Below are 15,840 nucleotides of genomic sequence, written 5' to 3'. Positions count from 1 at the left end.
GTGGCCCGGGGGGAGCGGGCGCGGCCAGAGGTGCGGGGGGAGAGCGGGGAGAGAGGCGACGGGGTGCGTCCCACGGTGACTACCCTTGAGGGCGTGAGCCGTACTGAGAACTCCGAGGCCCTGTTCGCCCGCGCACGTGAGATCGTCCCCGGGGGCGTCAACTCCCCGGTTCGAGCCTTCGGGGCCGTCGGCGGCACGCCGCGCTTCATGACCTCGGGGCAGGGGCCCTACATCACCGACGTCGACGGCAACCGCTACGTCGACCTGGTCTGCTCGTGGGGGCCGATGATCCTCGGCCACCGGCACCCGGCCGTGATCGAGGCCCTGCAGGAGGCGCTGCGCGACGGCACCTCGTTGGGTACGGCGACACCGGGTGAGGTCGAGCTCGCCGAGGAGATCGTCGCCCGGGTCGAGCCGGTGGAGAAGGTGCGCCTGGTCAGCTCCGGTACCGAGGCCACCATGTCCGCCGTGCGGCTGGCCCGCGGGTTCACCGGCCGGTCCAAGATCGTTAAGTTCGCGGGCTGCTACCACGGCCACGTCGACGCCCTGCTCGCCTCGGCCGGTTCCGGCGTGGTGACCTTCGGCCTGCCCGACACCCCGGGCGTGACCGGCGCCTCGGCCGCCGACACCGTGGTGCTGCCGTACAACTCGGTCGAGGCGGTCACGGAGGCCTTCCGGACCTTCGGCGACGACATCGCGTGCGTGATCACCGAGGCGTGTCCGGCCAACATGGGCGTGGTCCCGCCGCTTGAGGGGTTCAACGCCGCGCTGCGCGAGCTGTGCACCGCGCACGGCGCCCTGCTGATCGTCGACGAGGTGCTCACCGGCTTCCGGGTGTCGGAGTCGGGCTGGTACGGCCTCGACCCGGTCGACGCCGACCTCATGACCTTCGGCAAGGTCATGGGCGGCGGCCTGCCCGCGGCCGCGTTCGGCGGACGCGCGGACGTGATGGCCCATCTCGCGCCGGAGGGACCGGTCTACCAGGCGGGCACCCTGTCGGGAAACCCGCTGGCCTGCGCGGCCGGTCTGGCCACCCTGCGCGCCTGCGACGAGGGGGTCTACGACCGGGTCGACGCCGCGGCCCTGGTCATCGGCCGCGCCGTCGCCGACGCCCTGGCCGCGGCCGGGGTGCCGCACCGTCTGCAGCGTGCCGGGAGCCTGTTCTCCATCTTCTTCACCGACGAGCGGGTCACCGACTTCGCCACCGCCCAGAAGCAGAACACCGCCGCCTACCGGGCGTTCTTCCACGCCATGCTCGACCAGGGCGTCTATCTGCCGCCGTCGGCGTACGAGGCGTGGTTCCTGTCCTCGGCCCACGACGACGAGGCCCTCTCCCGCATCGCCGAGGCCCTTCCGGTCGCGGCCAAGGCGGCCGCCCAGGTTTCCGTCTAGCGGGGCTTCGCGTTCCGGTGGCCGTTCGCGGGCTTCCCGGCCGGTGGGTATCGGTTGAGCGTGCCAGGTGTGTTCATGCTTCGGTAGGTGCCGGGTGTGTTCGCGCTCCGGTGGGCGGGTGTTCCGGGCGGCCGTCGTTGGTGGCGGTCCGGTGTGTCAGGCTTCCGGTCTGGCGGGCGCGCTGGTCGCGGATTTCTGTAAGCCGCCCGGAACACCCACCCATCTCCGCGCACGGTCTGCCCGGCCGTCGCCCCGCGGAGCGTGGTCGCTTCCTTTCCGGCCGCCCAGCGTGCTCCGGGACGCTGAAGCGATCCGTACGGGACCGTTGGCGGTCGAGCGCCGTAGCTGAAGCGCCCGTGCGGAAAGGAGCGCGGGGGCGCTCGCCGTACGAGGCTCATGGGGCCCTACCGGAGCAGGTCGCCGAGGTCGATGGTGATCGGGAAGGGCACCGGGACGGTCAGCCGGTCGTGGTGGATGCCGGTGAGAGCGTACGCGTGGGTGGCGGGGTCGAGAGCTCCATCGATGAGTTCGACGTGCTTGAAGAAGTCGGGTTCGCCGTTCGGTCCCTCCGCGGGGAGGTTGTCGAGGTCGTCGGCGGTCCATCTCCACGGGGGTGGGGAGGGCCAGTAGTCGAGTGCGGCGCTCACGTCGGTCACCGTAACGTCGTCTCCGTCACTCGATGTGTTCATTCAGATCATCTCCGTTGCCTCATTTTATTCTCTCCCGTTTCGGCCTGAACGGAAGGAGCGGACGCCGAAGCAGGGAGAAGGCGGGCGCGGGTGCTCGCGTAGAGGACTCCGGAAAGGATCAGGGCGGCGGCGGCGAGTTTGGCGGGGGAGAGCGGCTCTCCGGCGAACAGGGCGGCGGAGGTCAGGCCGAAGAGCGGGATGAGCAGGGCCGACGGGGCGACGACCGAGGCGTCGTAGCGCTTGAGCAGGAAGCCCCAGATGCCGAAGCCGCCGAGGGTGGCGATCAGCGACACGTAGATCACCGACAGGCCGCCCTCCACCGAGAACTCCAGGCGGGGCACGCCCTCCACCAGCAGGGCCAGGGCCATCATGGGGATGGCCGCGACCCCGCAGATCCAGACCATGAAGCGGAACGAGTCGGGCGGCGCGGCGTTCCTGATCGCGATGTTGCCCGCGCTCCAGAAGAACGCCGCGCCGACGACCAGCAGGAACGCGCCGATGGGGCCGCCGGTGCCCAGGTCGGCGGCGATCAGCGCCAGACCGGCGAGCGCGACCGCCATGCCGGTGATCCGCCGCCGGGTGGGCCGCTCCTCCAGCAGGGCGACCGCCAGGACGGCGGTGAAGACCGCCTGGATCTGGACGACGAGCGAGGTCAGCCCGGCGGGCATGCCCGCCCGCATGCCCATCAGCAGCAGGGTGTACTGCCCGATGCCGAGCGTGGCCCCGGCCACGAGCACCTTCCGCCAGGGCACCCCGGGGCCGCCGACGAGCAGTACGGCGGGGAAGGCGGCCAGGAGGAAGCGCAGCGCCACGTAGAACAGCGGGGGGAAGTGCCGGAGCCCGGCCTCCATGACCACGAAGTTGAAGCCCCACATGGCGGCGAGGCCGATGGCGAGGAGGAGATGCCGGGTACGCATGCAGGCATCATCGTTTTCAACGATATTTCAGCACAAGTGAGACTTTCTGGTCAGTGCCGTTTAGGATTGCTTACATGTTGGATCTCAACCGGCTCAAGGCCCTGCACGCGGTCTCCGTCTACGGTTCGGTGGGCGCGGCGGCCGAGGCGCTCATGGTGACCCCCTCGGCGGTCTCCCAGCAGCTGGCCAAGCTGGAGCGGGAGACGGGCGCGACCCTGCTGGAGCGCAACGGGCGCGGGGTGCGGCTGACCGACGCGGCCGGGCTGCTCGCCGACCACGCCGAGCGCATCCTCGCGCTGGTCGAGACGGCGGAGGCCGACTTCGAGGCGCTGCGGGGCGCGGTCGTGGGGCGGCTGAGCATAGGCGCCTTCCCCACGGCGGCCCGGGGCCTGATGCCCGCCGCGCTCGCCCTGCTGCGCACGCGCCACCCCGACCTGCGCCTCCAGCTCATGGAACGCGAGCCGGAGCGGCAGGTCCGCGAGGTGGCCAGGGGCGAGCTCGACCTCGCGGTGATCCAGGACTGGATGAACCGTCCGGTGGCGATCCCCGAGGGGCTGTCGCGGGCCACGCTCTTCGACGACATCGCCGACGTGATCCTGCCCGCGTCCCACCCGCTGGCGACTCGTGCCGAGATCGAGCTCGCCGAGCTGTCCGGGGAGCAGTGGATCAGCTCCTCACCGGGCACGGTCTGCCACGACTGGCTCGTCTACACGCTGCGCTCGGCCGAGCTGGAGCCGGAGATCACCTGCATGGCGGACGAGTATCCGACCCAGATGGCCCTCGTCGCGGCGGAGCAGGGGTGCGCCATCATCCCCCGGCTGGGCCGCGACTTCGTCCTGCCGGGGGTACGGGTCGTCCCGATCCGATCGCGCCCGACGCGCAGGATCTACGCGCTCTGGCGGAGCGACGCCGCCCGCCGCCCGGCCATCCGCGCCGCGGTCGAGGCGCTCAAGGCCGTCTCCGCCGACTTCCGCGGCCCCGTGTCCGAGCCGGTGGCCGCTCCGATGATGGCTCCCCCGGTGGCTCCGGGCGGTCCCGGTGGTTCCGGGTGACGTCTCCGGTGGCTCCTGGTGTCGAGGCCGGTGTCCGGCGCCCTAGCTGAGGGCGATCGTCACCACGCCGCCGACGATGACGCAGGCGGCCAGCAGCCGCCGGGTCAGGTCGCCCTCGGCCAGCAGCCTGCCGCCGAGCACCACCGCCACGAGCACGCTGACCTCCCGTACCGGGGCCACCACGCTGATCGGCGAGAACGTGAACGCGGTCAGCGCCAGGAGGTAGGAGAGCGGCATCAGCACCGCCGCGCCCAGCACCCGCGCCCGGTGCTCGCGCCAGATGGGCAGGACCAGGCCCCTGCGGCGGGAGCCGAGCACCGGCGAGGTCAGGACCAGGGCGCGACTGAGGTCGCCGCCGTAGTTGAGCAGGATCGGCGCGACCGCGAAGGCGCTCACGACCTGCTTGTCCCAGACGGTGTACGCCGCGATGAACACCCCGGTGGCCAGCCCGAACCCGATCCCGCCCAGGTCCTGGCGGCTGGGCCTGCGCGCCGCGCCGAGCAGGAGGACGCCCACCCCGACCAGCAGGATTCCCGCGATGCCGACCGGACCCGGCCGCTCGCCCAGGAACAGGACGGCGATCAGGCTGGCCAGCAGCGGCCCGGTACCGCGGGCGATCGGGTACACCATCGACAGGTCGCCGTGCCGGTAGCCGCGCTGGAGCAGCATGAAGTAGCCCAGGTGCAGCGTGGTGCTCGCGGAGATCACCCCGAGGTCGGCCCAGGAGGGGCCGGTGCCGCCGAGGAGGAGATAGCCCGCCGCGACCGGGGTCCAGACGAGCGCGGAGGCGGCGGCCACCATCCAGACGAAGACGACGCCGTCGGCCTTGGCCGCCTGCTTGCTCATCAGGTTCCAGCAGGCGTGGGCGACGGCGGAGGCGAGGACGAGGGCGAGCGCGAGGGGGCCCACGCGGTGACCTTATCCTGCCTCCTCCGGCCCAAGTGGCCCACCTGCACGGCTACCAACCCCTACCTGTCGGTAGGCTGGCGGGACCATGGCTGAGACGACCGTCGTTCACCTCCTGCGCCACGGTGAGGTGCACAACCCCGATAACGTCCTGTACGGCAGGCTTCCCGACTACCACCTCTCCGAGAACGGCAGACAGATGGCCGAGACGGTGGCCAAGACGGTGGCCGGACGTGACGTCACCGCGCTGTTCTCCTCCCCGCTGGAGCGGGCCCAGGAGACGGCCGCCCCGTTCGCCGCGACCTTCGACCTGGGCGTCACGATCGACGAGCGGCTCATCGAGGCGGAGAACATCTTCGAGGGCCTCTCCCTCGGCAGGGGCGACGGGCTCTTCCGCAACCCGCGCTTCTACCGCTACCTGTGGAACCCGCTCCGCCCCTCCTGGGGGGAGCGCTACACCCACCTGGTCCGCCGGATGAGGGCCGCGATCGACGCCGCCCGCGACGCGGCGCGCGGCCATGAGGCGATCATGGTCAGCCACCAGCTCCCGATCTGGACCATCAGGCTCGCCGCCGAGGGCAGGCGCCTGCCGCACGACCCGCGCCGCAGGCAGTGCGGGCTCGCCAGCCTCACGAGCTTCTCCTTCGAGGGAGACCGCCTGATCAGCGTCGGATACAGCGAGCCCGCGGCGGCGCTCGTCAAACGCCCCACTGTGCCGGGCGCCTGACCTCGCCGGTACAGTGATTGCTCTACCGGTTGTAGTACAGGGAGCCTCCGTCACCCATGCGCGCACAATCCTTCGCCGCCGCCGTGCTTCTCATCGCCGTGGCCGGATGCGCCGGAAACCAGGGGTCGCAGCCGCAGACCGGCGACACCCGCTTCGTGGCGGGTGACGGCAGGATCACCCTGTTCCAGGCCGCCGACCGCAAGGTCGCCCCGCAGGTGGAGGGGGAGACCCTCGACGGGGGCACCGCGACCCTCGCGGCCCACAAGGGCAAGATCGTGGTGATCAACTTCTGGGCCTCCTGGTGCGCGCCCTGCCGGGCCGAGGCGCCGGTGCTCAAGGACATCTCCGCCAAGACGAAGGCGGACGGCGTGGAGTTCCTCGGCATCGACTTCAAGGACCGTAAGGCCGACGCGCTCGCCTTCGAACGCAGCCACAAGTCGGGTTACCCGAGCATCTTCGACCAGCCGGGCAAGGTCGCGCTCTCCTTCCAGGGCACGGTCCCGCCCGCGGCCATCCCCTCGACCCTGATCATCGACCGCCAGGGCCGGATCGCCGCCAGGGCCCTCGGCGCGGTCAAGTACAACGACCTCCTCGACGCCGTGACCAAGGTCGGCGATGAGAGATAACGGCTCGGGGCGACGGCCGGAGCCGTCATGAGCGCCGACCTCGTGGGCACCGTCGCGAGCGGCTCGCTGGCGCTGGCGCTGCCGATCGCGGTCGCGGCCGGGCTGGTGTCGTTCCTGTCGCCGTGCGTGCTGCCACTGGTCCCCGGCTACCTCTCGTACGTGACCGGCATGAGCGCCGACCCCAGGCGGGGGCGCATGGTCGCGGGCATCGTGCTGTTCGTGCTCGGCTTCGCCTCCGTGTTCGTGGCCGGGGGAGCGCTCTTCGGCGGCCTCGGCGCGGCCCTGTTCGGCAACGCCGGGATCATCACGCGGGTGCTGGGCGCCCTCACGATCGTGCTCGGCCTGGCCTTCATGGGGGCCGTCCCCGGCCTGCAGCGTGACTTCCGCATCCACCGGCTCCCGGCCGCCGGCCTGGCCGGGGCACCCCTGCTCGGCCTGGTGTTCGGCCTGGGCTGGACCCCCTGCATCGGCCCCACCCTCGGGGTCGTGCTCACCCTCGGCCTGAACGAGGGCAGCGCCGGTCGTGGCGCGATACTCGCCTTCGCGTACGCGCTCGGCCTCGGCCTGCCGTTCGTGGCGGCCGGTCTGGCGTACAGCAGGGCACTGAGGACGTTCAAGGCGGTGCGCCGGCACTCGCAGCTGATCACGCGGGCGGGCGGCGTCATGCTCGTCGTCGTCGGCGTACTGCTCGTCACCGGGCTCTGGGAGCAGCTCGTCGCGATGACGCAGGGCTGGGTCGGCGGATTCGAGCCGGTGATCTGATGGTGTACGTCGACCCGGGGACGGGGGAGCGAGCGGTGAGCGAGGCGCGGCGGCCCACGGGCTTCGGGGTCGTGGGGTGGGCACGCTGGTTCTGGCGGACGCTCACCTCGATGCGGACCGCGCTGATCCTGCTGTTCCTGTTCGCCCTGGGCTCCATTCCCGGCTCGATCTGGCCGCAGCGCGGCGTCTCCGACGCCAAGGTCTTCCAGTACTTCGAGGACAGTCCCCGGCTCGCCGAGTGGCTGGACAGGTTCTGGCTGTTCGACGTGTTCAAGGCGCCCTGGTTCGCCGCGATCTACCTTCTGCTGTTCGTGTCCCTGATCGGCTGTGTGCTCCCCCGTACCGCGACCCATCTGCGGGAGCTGCGCAGGAAGCCGCCCGCGGCGCCGCGCAACCTGGGCAGGCTGCCGCAGCACGCCTCCTTCGAGGCCGATCTGACCGTCGAGGAGGCCGCCGCGAGGCTGCGCGCCAGGCGGTTCCGGGTGACCACCGGTCCCGGCTGGGTCGCCGGGGAGAAGGGCTACCTGCGCGAGACCGGCAACCTGCTGTTCCACGTGGCCCTGCTCGGCCTGCTGGTCGCGGTCGGGGCCGGGGCGCTGTACGGCTACCGGGGCAACGTGCTGGTCGTGGAGGGCGAGGGGTTCGCCAACACGGTCGCGGCCTACGACCGCTACATGCCCGGCCCGCAGGTGAACGCCGAGTCGCTGGAGCCGTTCTCCTTCACCGTCGACGACTTCCAGGCGACCTACATCGCGAAGGGCGAGAAGGCGGGGCAGGCCCTCGACTACGAGGCCAGGCTCAAGGTCGAGGACGTCCCTGGCGCCGCTCCGCGCGACTACGTTTTGAAGGTCAACGAGCCGCTGGACGTCAACGGCACGCTGAGCTACCTGATCGACCACGGCTACGCGCCGACCTTCAGGATCACCGACGGCAAGGGCCAGGTCGCCTTCGACGGGCCGGTGCCCTGCCTGGTCGTCCAGCCCGCCACCTTCACCTCCGAGTGCGTGATCAAGGTCCCGGACGCGCAGCCCGAGCAGCTCGGCATCCTCGTCGGCTTCCTGCCGACGACCGTCCCGATGGGCGCCGAGTGGGTGTCGGTCTTCCCCGGCGCGGCCAACCCCACCGCCCAGGTGTACGGCGCCTTCGCCGGTGACCTGGGCCTGAAGGACGGCCGGCCGCAGTCGGTCTACGAGCTCGACCCGGCGAGCCTGAAGAAGATGAAGCCACTGGTCATGAAGGCCGACCCGCTGGCGGTCGGCAAGAAGCTCACGCTCCCGAACGGCGCGGGCTCGATCGAGTTCACCGGCGTCAGGGAGTGGATCGCCCTGCAGATCGCCCACGACCCGGGCCGGATGCCCGCGTTCGTGGCCTCGGTCCTCGCCGTCGTCGGCCTCGTGCTGACCCTGACCGTCCGCCGCCGCAGGGTGTGGGTGCGGATCCACGAGAACCGCCAGGTCGAGGCGGGCGGCCTCACGCGCACCGAGGGGGGCGATTTCAGCGAGGAGTTCGCCGAGATCGTCTCCGCTTTGAACCCAGGAGTTCCCGATTCAGGAGTGAAGGATGTCCGCTGAGGTTGACGCCGGCCTCGCCACGTTGAGCGACCAGCTCATCTTGGCGACGGTGCTGCTCTACGTCTCCGCAATGATCGCTTACGCCCTCGACCTGGCCTTCGGCCGGTCCGCGGGGGCGTCGGCGCGCGCGGCCCGGCCCGTTCTCGCCACCGTCGGCGCCGCTCCCGAGAGCGCGGAGCCCGCTCCCGCCGAGGACGCCGGTCCCGCCGACAGGACGCCGCCCGCCTGGGCGGTGTGGGCGGGGCCGGTGGGTGTCGGGCTGAGCTGGCTCGGCTGGGCCGCGAACCTCGCCTCCCTCCTCACCAGGGGACTGGCCGTGGACCGGTGGCCGTGGGGCAACATGTACGAGTTCGTGGTCGCCATGTGCTTCGCGGCGGTGAGCGCGTTCCTGTTCATGCAGCTCCGCTACCCGGTCCGTTTCCTGGGCGCGTTCGTCACGGTCGCCGCGGCCCTGGGCCTCGGTTTCGCCGTCCGGTACCTGCACGTGCAGGCCGGTCCCGTGGTGCCCGCGCTGAACTCGTACTGGGTCGCGATCCACGTGTCGGCGGCGATCGTCGCCAGCGGGCTGTTCATCGTGGCCGGGGTCTCCGGCATCCTCTATCTGGTCAGGAAGGACAGCGCGGTCCGGCTGCCGTCCCGGCGGGATCTGGAGCGGGTCGCGCACCGGGCCATCGTGATCGGCTTCCCGATCTGGACCTTCGCCGTCATCGCCGGGGCGCTCTGGGCGGACAAGGCGTGGGGCCGTTACTGGGGCTGGGACCCCAAGGAGATCTGGGCGTTCATCACCTGGATCGCCTACGCCGCCTACCTGCACGCCAGGGCCACCGCGGGATGGAAGGGCAAGGCGGCCATGATCGTGCAACTCGTCGCCTTCGCCTGCCTGCTGTTCAACCTGGTCGGCGTGAACATTTTCCTCGGGGGCCTGCACTCTTACGCCGAGGTTCCCCGCTGATTCTCGACACCGAGATTTCCTCTCGCTGAATTTTCACAGCGGAAATTCCCGGCCGAATTCTCAGGCCGGGGTTTCCGCTGATTTCCACGCCGGATTCCCGGCGGGTTTCCGTGCCGGAATTCCCGGCCGGCCGTACCGGCCATACCGGCCGGACGATCGCCGTCAGGGCGATTCGGCCGCCGTCTCAGTCGTCGTCGCGCAGGCGGCGGTCGAGGTCCTTGAGGAAATCGGGGTCGTCGTCGGGGCCCTTCGGGGCCTCGGTGCGGGGTGGCCTGTCCTCGGCCGTCAGGGAGCGGGGCGCCCTGGGGCCGGTCGGCCGCCCGAGCAGCAGCCAGAAGGTCCCCCCGGCGATCGGCATCAGCACCACGATGAGCACCCAGAGGAGCTTGGGCAGGTTCCGGGACTCCTCGTCCGGCGTGGTGATGACGTCGAACAGGCAGTAGAGCCAGAAGGCGAGTATCGCCAGACCGACAAGCAGGGGCATGCCCGAACTGTAAGCCATCGTGGGACCGGTTGCGGTCCGGCCCCGCGTTACGGATGACTGGCAAGGGTCCCACCCCGTACCGTAGACCCGTTGCCACTTCCCCAGGGGGTGTGATGGCACATTCGGGCGACAAGGGCCGTCATCGACGGCGGTGGTGGCAGCGGGGTCCGGCCACGCGTGCGGAGAGTGCCGTCAGGGAGGCTCCGCGTGAGGTCCCCCGTGAGGCCGAGCGCAGGGTCGGGACGGTCACGGCCCCGGTGGCCGACCGCCCGCAGTACACCTGGAAGGACTTCGAGCTCGACGACGAGAGTCCCCGGGCCCAGCCCAACTCCCCCGACACCCCCGACCTGGGTGACGGCCTGCGCCACTGCGGGCGCCTGGAGCGCATCCTGCACCGCCAGTGGGACTCGCGGCGGGAGGCGCCGCCCCCCGAGGTCGTACGGGCGGTGGAGAGCCTGGCGAGACTGCCCGAGGTGCTGAAGGACAAGCTGGCCGACGGCCTCGACGGCATCTACGTCGGCGCGGGCGGGGTGCCCGACCTGGACGACATGGGATATCTGCGCGGCGCGCCGCTCCCCTCGGGCCGGGCGACGTGGGACGTCTGCGCCGGAGCGTACGGCGACCGCAAGATCGTGGTGGGGGACCGGCCCTCGCCCACCCCCGACGTGATGATGCACGAGGTCGGGCACGCCCTCGACGACGTGGACGCCCCCCACGGCGACTGGGTGTCCGACTCCCCGGAGTTCGCCGCCCTCTACGCCCAGTGCGTTCCCGTGCTGGCCTCGGGGTTCCATCTCCAGTCGGGCGACCTGGGCCGTAAGGAGTTCTTCGCCGACGCCTTCGCGGCGATCGTCTCCCGGCAGCGCCCCGCGCTGGTCGACATGCTGGGCGGCGACACACGGATGGCGCTCAACGTCATGTTGTTCTTCAACCGGCGCTACGGAATCTAGGTGATCTGGGATGTACGTCGTCAGGCTCGCTGACGGGACCCTGCGCGTGCCGCAGACCCTGGCCAGCGATGACGGGCGTCTGATCGGCAACGCCTACGTGGAGATCTCTCCGGGGGATCCCGACTACGACCGCTGGCTGGCCGAGTCGCTCACCGAGGAGGAGTGGGCCGAGCGGCGCCGGCGGTGGCTGGAGGAGAACGACGAGCTGGAGCGGGAGTTCCTGGCCTTCAAGGCCGAGCAGGAGACCTAGGCCGACTTCGAGACCGGGCGGGAGGAACCCGCGCCGGGGAGACGGGAGAGCCCGCGCCTGGGAGATCGGGGCCGGAGCGCGCCGGGCGGCTCCGGGTGCGGAGCGCGGCGGCGGGCCCGGCGGGGCGGGTGGCCCGGTGACGGGGGAGGTCACCGTCCGTATCGTGTCGTACTTCACACGACTCCACGGTGACCCTGCGGCTTCCGGGTAAGGCGCGCAGGATCACCGATGGTGTGACGTCCTAAGTCGTCAGACGCGCGGGGACTCGCCTGCCGGCCGTTCGGCCGTCAAGACGTCCTCTCCACGCAGAAGGGCGTGCACTTCCGACTCGCGGAAACGCCGGTGCCCTCCGGGGGTACGGATGCTGCTGATGCGGCCTGCCGCGGCCCAGCGTGTAACCGTCTTTGGGTCGACCCGGAAGAGGGCGGCAACCTCTCCGGGCGTCAGCAGACGCTCGCTGCTACTCTCCACAATCTCTCCCCCTCGCATCCCGCTTCCTGCCAGCGGGCGGACAGGTAACCAGTGTGCCGAGCGAAGCCTGATTTATCCGTGGTTTTCAACAAAGATCACGGGTTGTTATCTACTGCCTGCCCGATTGTTATATGATAGAGCCTTTTTGGGACTCTCGTGGGTGTTTCTTTACGAAACAGATCTCTTGGGAAGACTAGCAGTGCTCGCAGTAGATGCGAAGAGTTACCCGTGCAGCCACCGCGATCGCGACTGTGTGAGCGGAGTGACGTAGCCTCGACGCTGTGCATCCCGTCATCGTTTACACGGCGTCCCGGGTCGGCCTGCTGGCCGTGAGCCTGGGAGTGCTCTATATCCTCGGCCTGCGCCAGCCCGTGGTCCTCTTGATCGCGGCATTCCTGGTCAGCGGCGTGGCCAGTTACGTCCTGCTCTCGAAGCAGAGAGACGCGCTGAGTGAGCGAATCACTAAGAATCGGGAGTGATCGGCAACGGGAACATGCCGACTCGGGCATGGTACTCGTGACCAAGGCGGGTTGTGTCACTACCAACCAGTAATCCGCCGGGATGCGCGAGGAATGCCTTGACCCCGATTCCGCGTTCCCGCGTCGGGTTCCATGTCAGGGCCTTGCCCGTGCGCGGATGGATCGCGCCGATCCCCGGCCGCGCCACCGCTCCGGGGCCCGCGGAGTCGTGGCCGTCCGGATTGTCCAGCCAGCGCTGGTGCCCGCCGACGTAGACGGCCGACCCCGTCGCCGCCACCGCGTACAGCGAGTCGCCCCCGGTGTGGTTCACCCACGTCGGCCCCACCCGGCCGCGTGCGCCGGTCTCGAAGCGGGCGGCGGTGTCGCACATCCTGTCGCGGCCCCCGGGCCCGCCGGTCGTCACGACGGCGAGATGGCTCCCGTCGGGGGAGAAGTCCAGCCCCCGCACGTAGCCGGGGAAGTCGGCCATGCACCTGCCCCGGTAGGCGTCGGTCCGCCACGGCGCGACCGCGGCCGGTGACGGGGGGAGGTCCGAGGCGGCGGGGGCGTCCGGGGCGGCGACGGCGATCAGGCCGAGCTGGGCGCGCGGCAGGCCGCCGAGGGTGGTGAAGTCGCCGCCGACCGCCAGCCTGTCGCGGCTGAGGGACATCGCGTGCACCCTCGTCCTGCCTCCCCTGGGCGAGCCCGGCTCGATCGTGAAGGACGGGTCGGCCGCGCCGGTGACGGCGTCGAGCCTGGCCAGTGCCGTGCGGGCGACGTGGCCGACGTGGGTGAAGTCGCCGCCCGCGTAGAGGTGGCGGCCGAGCCTGGCCAGGCTGGTGACCGTGCCGCCGCGGACCTGGGCGCCGAAGCGGGCCACTGGGGAGCCGTCGGACAGCCGGAGCAGGGCCAGGCCCCGTGTCCGCGCGCCGCCGGTCCTGGTGAACCGCCCGCCCGCGTAGACGGTGCCGCGGACCCCCGCCGCCAGGGCCTGGACCGGCCGGTCGAGGCGCGGCGCGAAGCCGGGCAGGATCCGGCCGGTGGCCAGGTCGTAGGCGAAGAGGTTGGTGCGCGACAGCACCCTCGCCACCCTCGTGCTTCCGGCTTCGCGCACCTCGCCGAACGAGCCGCCGACCACCACCGTGCCGCCCACCAGCGCGATGGCGTTGACGATCCCGTCGAGCACGTGGGGGGTGGTGTCCACCGGATCGGCCGAGACGACCCTGCTGTGCTTCGTGGTGCCGGCGGCGGCGATCCCGGTGGGGACCAGGGTCAGGGCCGCGACCAGCGCATAAGTGCCTCTGGCAAACATTCGACAATTTTTAGCATGCTCTTGGTAATGGAATGACTACTTTCCGTGGATTATCGGAGCGGCCCTAGGGTGGGAGTCATGACGCGCGCTTCTCTGGACAAGCAGCCGCACGAGGTCGCCGCGATGTTCGATCGCACGGCCAGGCGGTACGACCTTGTCAACGACGTTATCTCCCTGGGCCAGGTCCGGCTGTGGCGCAAGGCCGCCGCGGCGGCCGTCGACGCGGGCCCCGGTGAGCTGGTCCTCGACCTCGGCGCGGGCACCGGCACGTCCACCGACGCGTTCACCACGCTGGGCGCCCGCGCCATCGCCTCCGACTTCTCGCTCGGCATGCTGAGCACCGGGGTCAGGCGCAGGGGCGGCTCGGGCATCTTCGGGGGCGGGGTGCGGGGCGTCAGTTTCGTCGCGGGCGACGCGCTGCGGCTGCCCTTCGCCGACGACGTCTTCGACGCGGTGACGATCTCCACGGCGCTGCGCAACGTGCAGGACACCGGCCGTGCGCTGCGCGAGATGTACCGGGTGGCCAGGCCCGGTGCCCGGCTGGTGATCCTGGAGTTCTCGCACCCGACGCCCAGGTCCTTCGACCTCGTGTACTCGCAGTATCTGATGAAGCTGATGCCCCAGGCCGCGAAGCTCTTCGGGTCCAACGACGACTCCTACGAGTATCTGGCGGAGTCGATCAGGGCGTGGCCGGACCAGGCCGGGCTGGCGAGGATCATCCAGGGGGCGGGCTGGGAGCGGGTCGCCTGGCGCAACCTGTCGTTCGGGATCGTGGCCCTTCACCGTGCGTATAAGCCCGCGTAGCGGCCCCCGGGGAAGATTGCCGGGCGATCGCGACACCCACCTGACACTTTGCCCTGCAAAGGCGTTAGACTTCGGCCCGACAAGTTTGTGAAGACCTTCACAAAGGAACGAAAGGCCCCTTACTCCGAGGCCCCCAAAGCGTGTAGGACAGGACAGGTCCCGTGACCGTGCCAGCCGCCACACAGCGGAAAGTCGCTGAGGCTGACGCCGACGTCATCGTCGTCGGCGCCGGGCCCGCCGGTTCGACAACCGCTTTCCATCTCGCGCAGGCCGGGCTCGACGTCCTGCTGCTTGAGAAGACCACCTTCCCCCGTGAGAAAGTCTGCGGCGACGGGCTGACGCCCCGAGCGGTCAAGCAGCTCATCGCGATGGGGATCGACATCGACGCCCCCGGCTGGGTCCGCAACAAGGGCCTGCGCGTGGTCGGCGGCGGTATGCGCTTCGAGCTCGACTGGCCGGAGCTGTCGAGTTACCCCGACTTCGGCCTGGTCCGCACCCGCCAGGACTTCGACGAGATCCTGGCCGCCAACGCGGTCAAGGCGGGCGTCCGCCTGCTGCAGGGGGTCAACGTCACCGCCCCGGTCCTCGACGAGCGCAGCGGGCACATCGTCGGGGTGGTCGCCAAGCGGGACGGCGAGGAGGTCACCTACCGTTCCCGGCTGGTGGTCGCCGCCGACGGCAACTCCACCCGCATCTCCCTGGCGATGGGGCTGCACAAGCGCGAGGACCGCCCGATGGGCGTCGCCGTGCGGACATACTTCGAGAGCCCCCGCCACGACGACGACTACCTGGAGACCTGGCTGGAGCTGTGGGACGGCGACACCCTGCTGCCCGGTTACGGCTGGATCTTCGGCGTCGGCGACGGCACCTCCAACGTGGGCCTGGGGCTGCTGAACACCAGCGAGTCCTTCAAGGGCATGGACTACCGCGACCTGCTCAAGCGCTGGGTGAAGGGCATGCCCCCCGAGTGGGGCTACGTCGAGGAGAACATGACGACCCCCATCAGGGGCGCCGCGCTGCCGATGGCCTTCAACCGCCAGCCGCACTACACGCGGGGCCTGGTGCTGGTGGGCGACGCGGGCGGGATGATCAACCCGTTCAACGGCGAGGGCATCGCGTACGCGATGGAGACCGGCCACATCGCCGCCGAGATGATCGTCCAGGCGCTCGGAAGGGTCACCCCCGCGCAGCGGGAGCGCGTGCTGCGCGCTTACCCCCAGACGCTGAAAGACGCATACGGTGGTTACTTCACCCTCGGCAGGGGATTCGTGGAGCTGATCGGGCATCGCGGTGTGATGAACTTCGCCACGCGTCACGCGTTGCCGCACCCCCACCTGATGCGGTTCGCGCTCAAGCTCCTTGCTAATCTCACCGACCGGCGGGGTGACGCGTCCGACCGCATCATCAACGCCCTGTCGAAGGTGGCGCCACCGGCATGAGATCAACAAGTGCTGAGCACCTGGAACCAGGGGCGATGATCGCCCTGCCTAGACTTTCGAAATACACCACAACGCAGA

Annotated in this window: 18 protein-coding genes; 12 read left to right on the top strand and 6 right to left on the bottom strand. The window is 70.5% G+C overall.

Going from position 1 to position 15,840, the window contains the following annotated elements:
• Window positions 1–93: 93 nt before the first annotated feature.
• Window positions 94–1,392, top strand: coding sequence for a glutamate-1-semialdehyde 2,1-aminomutase (gene hemL / locus ACSDR0_RS24210; RefSeq protein ID WP_435291158.1), 1,299 nt, complete (start codon window positions 94–96; stop codon window positions 1,390–1,392).
• A 404-nt stretch (window positions 1,393–1,796) separates the two neighbouring features.
• On the opposite strand, the gene ACSDR0_RS24205 is transcribed toward hemL, so the two are convergent.
• A complete protein-coding gene (locus tag ACSDR0_RS24205; protein ID WP_435291157.1) occupies window positions 1,797–2,039 on the bottom strand; it encodes a hypothetical protein in 243 nt (80 codons plus the stop codon).
• Window positions 2,040–2,086: 47 nt separating this feature from the next.
• Entirely contained in the window at window positions 2,087–2,998 is a 912-nt protein-coding gene (locus ACSDR0_RS24200) for an EamA family transporter (protein WP_435291156.1), read from the bottom strand.
• 74 nt (window positions 2,999–3,072) lie between these two features.
• Here ACSDR0_RS24200 and ACSDR0_RS24195 point away from each other — a divergent pair, with 74 nt between their 5' ends.
• The gene (locus ACSDR0_RS24195) at window positions 3,073–4,050 is read left to right on the top strand and encodes a LysR family transcriptional regulator (RefSeq protein ID WP_435291155.1); all 978 of its coding nucleotides are present in this window, start codon (window positions 3,073–3,075) and stop codon (window positions 4,048–4,050) included.
• Window positions 4,051–4,092: 42 nt separating this feature from the next.
• On the opposite strand, the gene ACSDR0_RS24190 is transcribed toward ACSDR0_RS24195, so the two are convergent.
• Window positions 4,093–4,959, bottom strand: coding sequence for an EamA family transporter (locus tag ACSDR0_RS24190; RefSeq protein ID WP_435291154.1), 867 nt, complete (start codon window positions 4,957–4,959; stop codon window positions 4,093–4,095).
• An 85-nt stretch (window positions 4,960–5,044) separates the two neighbouring features.
• Here ACSDR0_RS24190 and ACSDR0_RS24185 point away from each other — a divergent pair, with 85 nt between their 5' ends.
• The 5 genes from ACSDR0_RS24185 to ccsA are packed head-to-tail and all read left to right on the top strand — an operon-like array spanning window position 5,045 to window position 9,594.
• Window positions 5,045–5,683, top strand: a complete 639-nt coding sequence (locus ACSDR0_RS24185) for a histidine phosphatase family protein (protein ID WP_435291153.1) — start codon at window positions 5,045–5,047, stop codon at window positions 5,681–5,683.
• Between the two features lie 56 nt (window positions 5,684–5,739).
• Window positions 5,740–6,309 carry a TlpA family protein disulfide reductase gene (locus tag ACSDR0_RS24180; RefSeq protein WP_435291152.1) on the top strand — a complete coding sequence of 190 codons (570 nt, stop codon included), beginning with the start codon at window positions 5,740–5,742 and terminating at the stop codon, window positions 6,307–6,309.
• Window positions 6,310–6,336: 27 nt separating this feature from the next.
• Window positions 6,337–7,071 (top strand): cytochrome c biogenesis CcdA family protein, encoded by a 735-nt coding sequence (locus tag ACSDR0_RS24175; protein WP_435291151.1) that lies wholly within the window; start codon window positions 6,337–6,339, stop codon window positions 7,069–7,071.
• Window positions 7,071–8,642, top strand: a complete 1,572-nt coding sequence (resB, locus tag ACSDR0_RS24170) for a cytochrome c biogenesis protein ResB (RefSeq protein ID WP_435291150.1) — start codon at window positions 7,071–7,073, stop codon at window positions 8,640–8,642. The genes ACSDR0_RS24175 and resB overlap by 1 nt, the downstream gene beginning before the upstream one ends.
• The gene (gene ccsA, locus ACSDR0_RS24165; protein ID WP_435291149.1) at window positions 8,632–9,594 is read left to right on the top strand and encodes a cytochrome c biogenesis protein CcsA; all 963 of its coding nucleotides are present in this window, start codon (window positions 8,632–8,634) and stop codon (window positions 9,592–9,594) included. The genes resB and ccsA overlap by 11 nt, the downstream gene beginning before the upstream one ends.
• Before the next feature lie 184 nt (window positions 9,595–9,778).
• Here ccsA and ACSDR0_RS24160 read toward each other — a convergent pair whose 3' ends face one another.
• Complete coding sequence (locus ACSDR0_RS24160) at window positions 9,779–10,078, bottom strand: PLD nuclease N-terminal domain-containing protein (RefSeq protein WP_435291148.1); 300 nt, start codon at window positions 10,076–10,078, stop codon at window positions 9,779–9,781.
• 113 nt (window positions 10,079–10,191) lie between these two features.
• Here ACSDR0_RS24160 and ACSDR0_RS24155 point away from each other — a divergent pair, with 113 nt between their 5' ends.
• Together ACSDR0_RS24155 and ACSDR0_RS24150 are read left to right on the top strand one after the other, a co-directional pair.
• Window positions 10,192–11,028, top strand: coding sequence for a hypothetical protein (locus tag ACSDR0_RS24155; protein WP_435291147.1), 837 nt, complete (start codon window positions 10,192–10,194; stop codon window positions 11,026–11,028).
• A 10-nt stretch (window positions 11,029–11,038) separates the two neighbouring features.
• Entirely contained in the window at window positions 11,039–11,278 is a 240-nt protein-coding gene (locus tag ACSDR0_RS24150) for a hypothetical protein (RefSeq protein ID WP_435291146.1), read from the top strand.
• 249 nt (window positions 11,279–11,527) lie between these two features.
• On the opposite strand, the gene ACSDR0_RS24145 is transcribed toward ACSDR0_RS24150, so the two are convergent.
• Window positions 11,528–11,767: a BldC family transcriptional regulator gene (locus tag ACSDR0_RS24145; protein WP_012887349.1), complete on the bottom strand. Its 240-nt coding sequence runs from the start codon at window positions 11,765–11,767 to the stop codon at window positions 11,528–11,530.
• A gap of 263 nt (window positions 11,768–12,030) precedes the next feature.
• On the opposite strand from ACSDR0_RS24145, the gene ACSDR0_RS24140 reads away from it, so the two are divergent.
• Window positions 12,031–12,228, top strand: a complete 198-nt coding sequence (locus tag ACSDR0_RS24140; RefSeq protein ID WP_435291145.1) for a DUF4229 domain-containing protein — start codon at window positions 12,031–12,033, stop codon at window positions 12,226–12,228.
• On the opposite strand, the gene ACSDR0_RS24135 is transcribed toward ACSDR0_RS24140, so the two are convergent.
• A complete protein-coding gene (locus ACSDR0_RS24135) occupies window positions 12,212–13,519 on the bottom strand; it encodes a hypothetical protein (RefSeq protein WP_435291144.1) in 1,308 nt (435 codons plus the stop codon). The two genes, ACSDR0_RS24140 and ACSDR0_RS24135, sit on opposite strands and share 17 nt — an antisense overlap.
• Before the next feature lie 78 nt (window positions 13,520–13,597).
• Here ACSDR0_RS24135 and ACSDR0_RS24130 point away from each other — a divergent pair, with 78 nt between their 5' ends.
• Window positions 13,598–14,323 carry a demethylmenaquinone methyltransferase gene (locus ACSDR0_RS24130; protein WP_435291143.1) on the top strand — a complete coding sequence of 242 codons (726 nt, stop codon included), beginning with the start codon at window positions 13,598–13,600 and terminating at the stop codon, window positions 14,321–14,323.
• Between the two features lie 161 nt (window positions 14,324–14,484).
• Window positions 14,485–15,762: a geranylgeranyl reductase family protein gene (locus ACSDR0_RS24125; protein WP_435291142.1), complete on the top strand. Its 1,278-nt coding sequence runs from the start codon at window positions 14,485–14,487 to the stop codon at window positions 15,760–15,762.
• The last annotated feature ends 78 nt before the right edge of the window (window positions 15,763–15,840 follow it).

Source organism: Streptosporangium sp. G11 (assembly GCF_051192615.1).
GTDB lineage: Bacteria > Actinomycetota > Actinomycetes > Streptosporangiales > Streptosporangiaceae > Streptosporangium.
The sequence above is the reverse complement of the archived record's forward strand: the minus strand, read 5'-3'. Positions and strand labels throughout refer to the sequence as shown.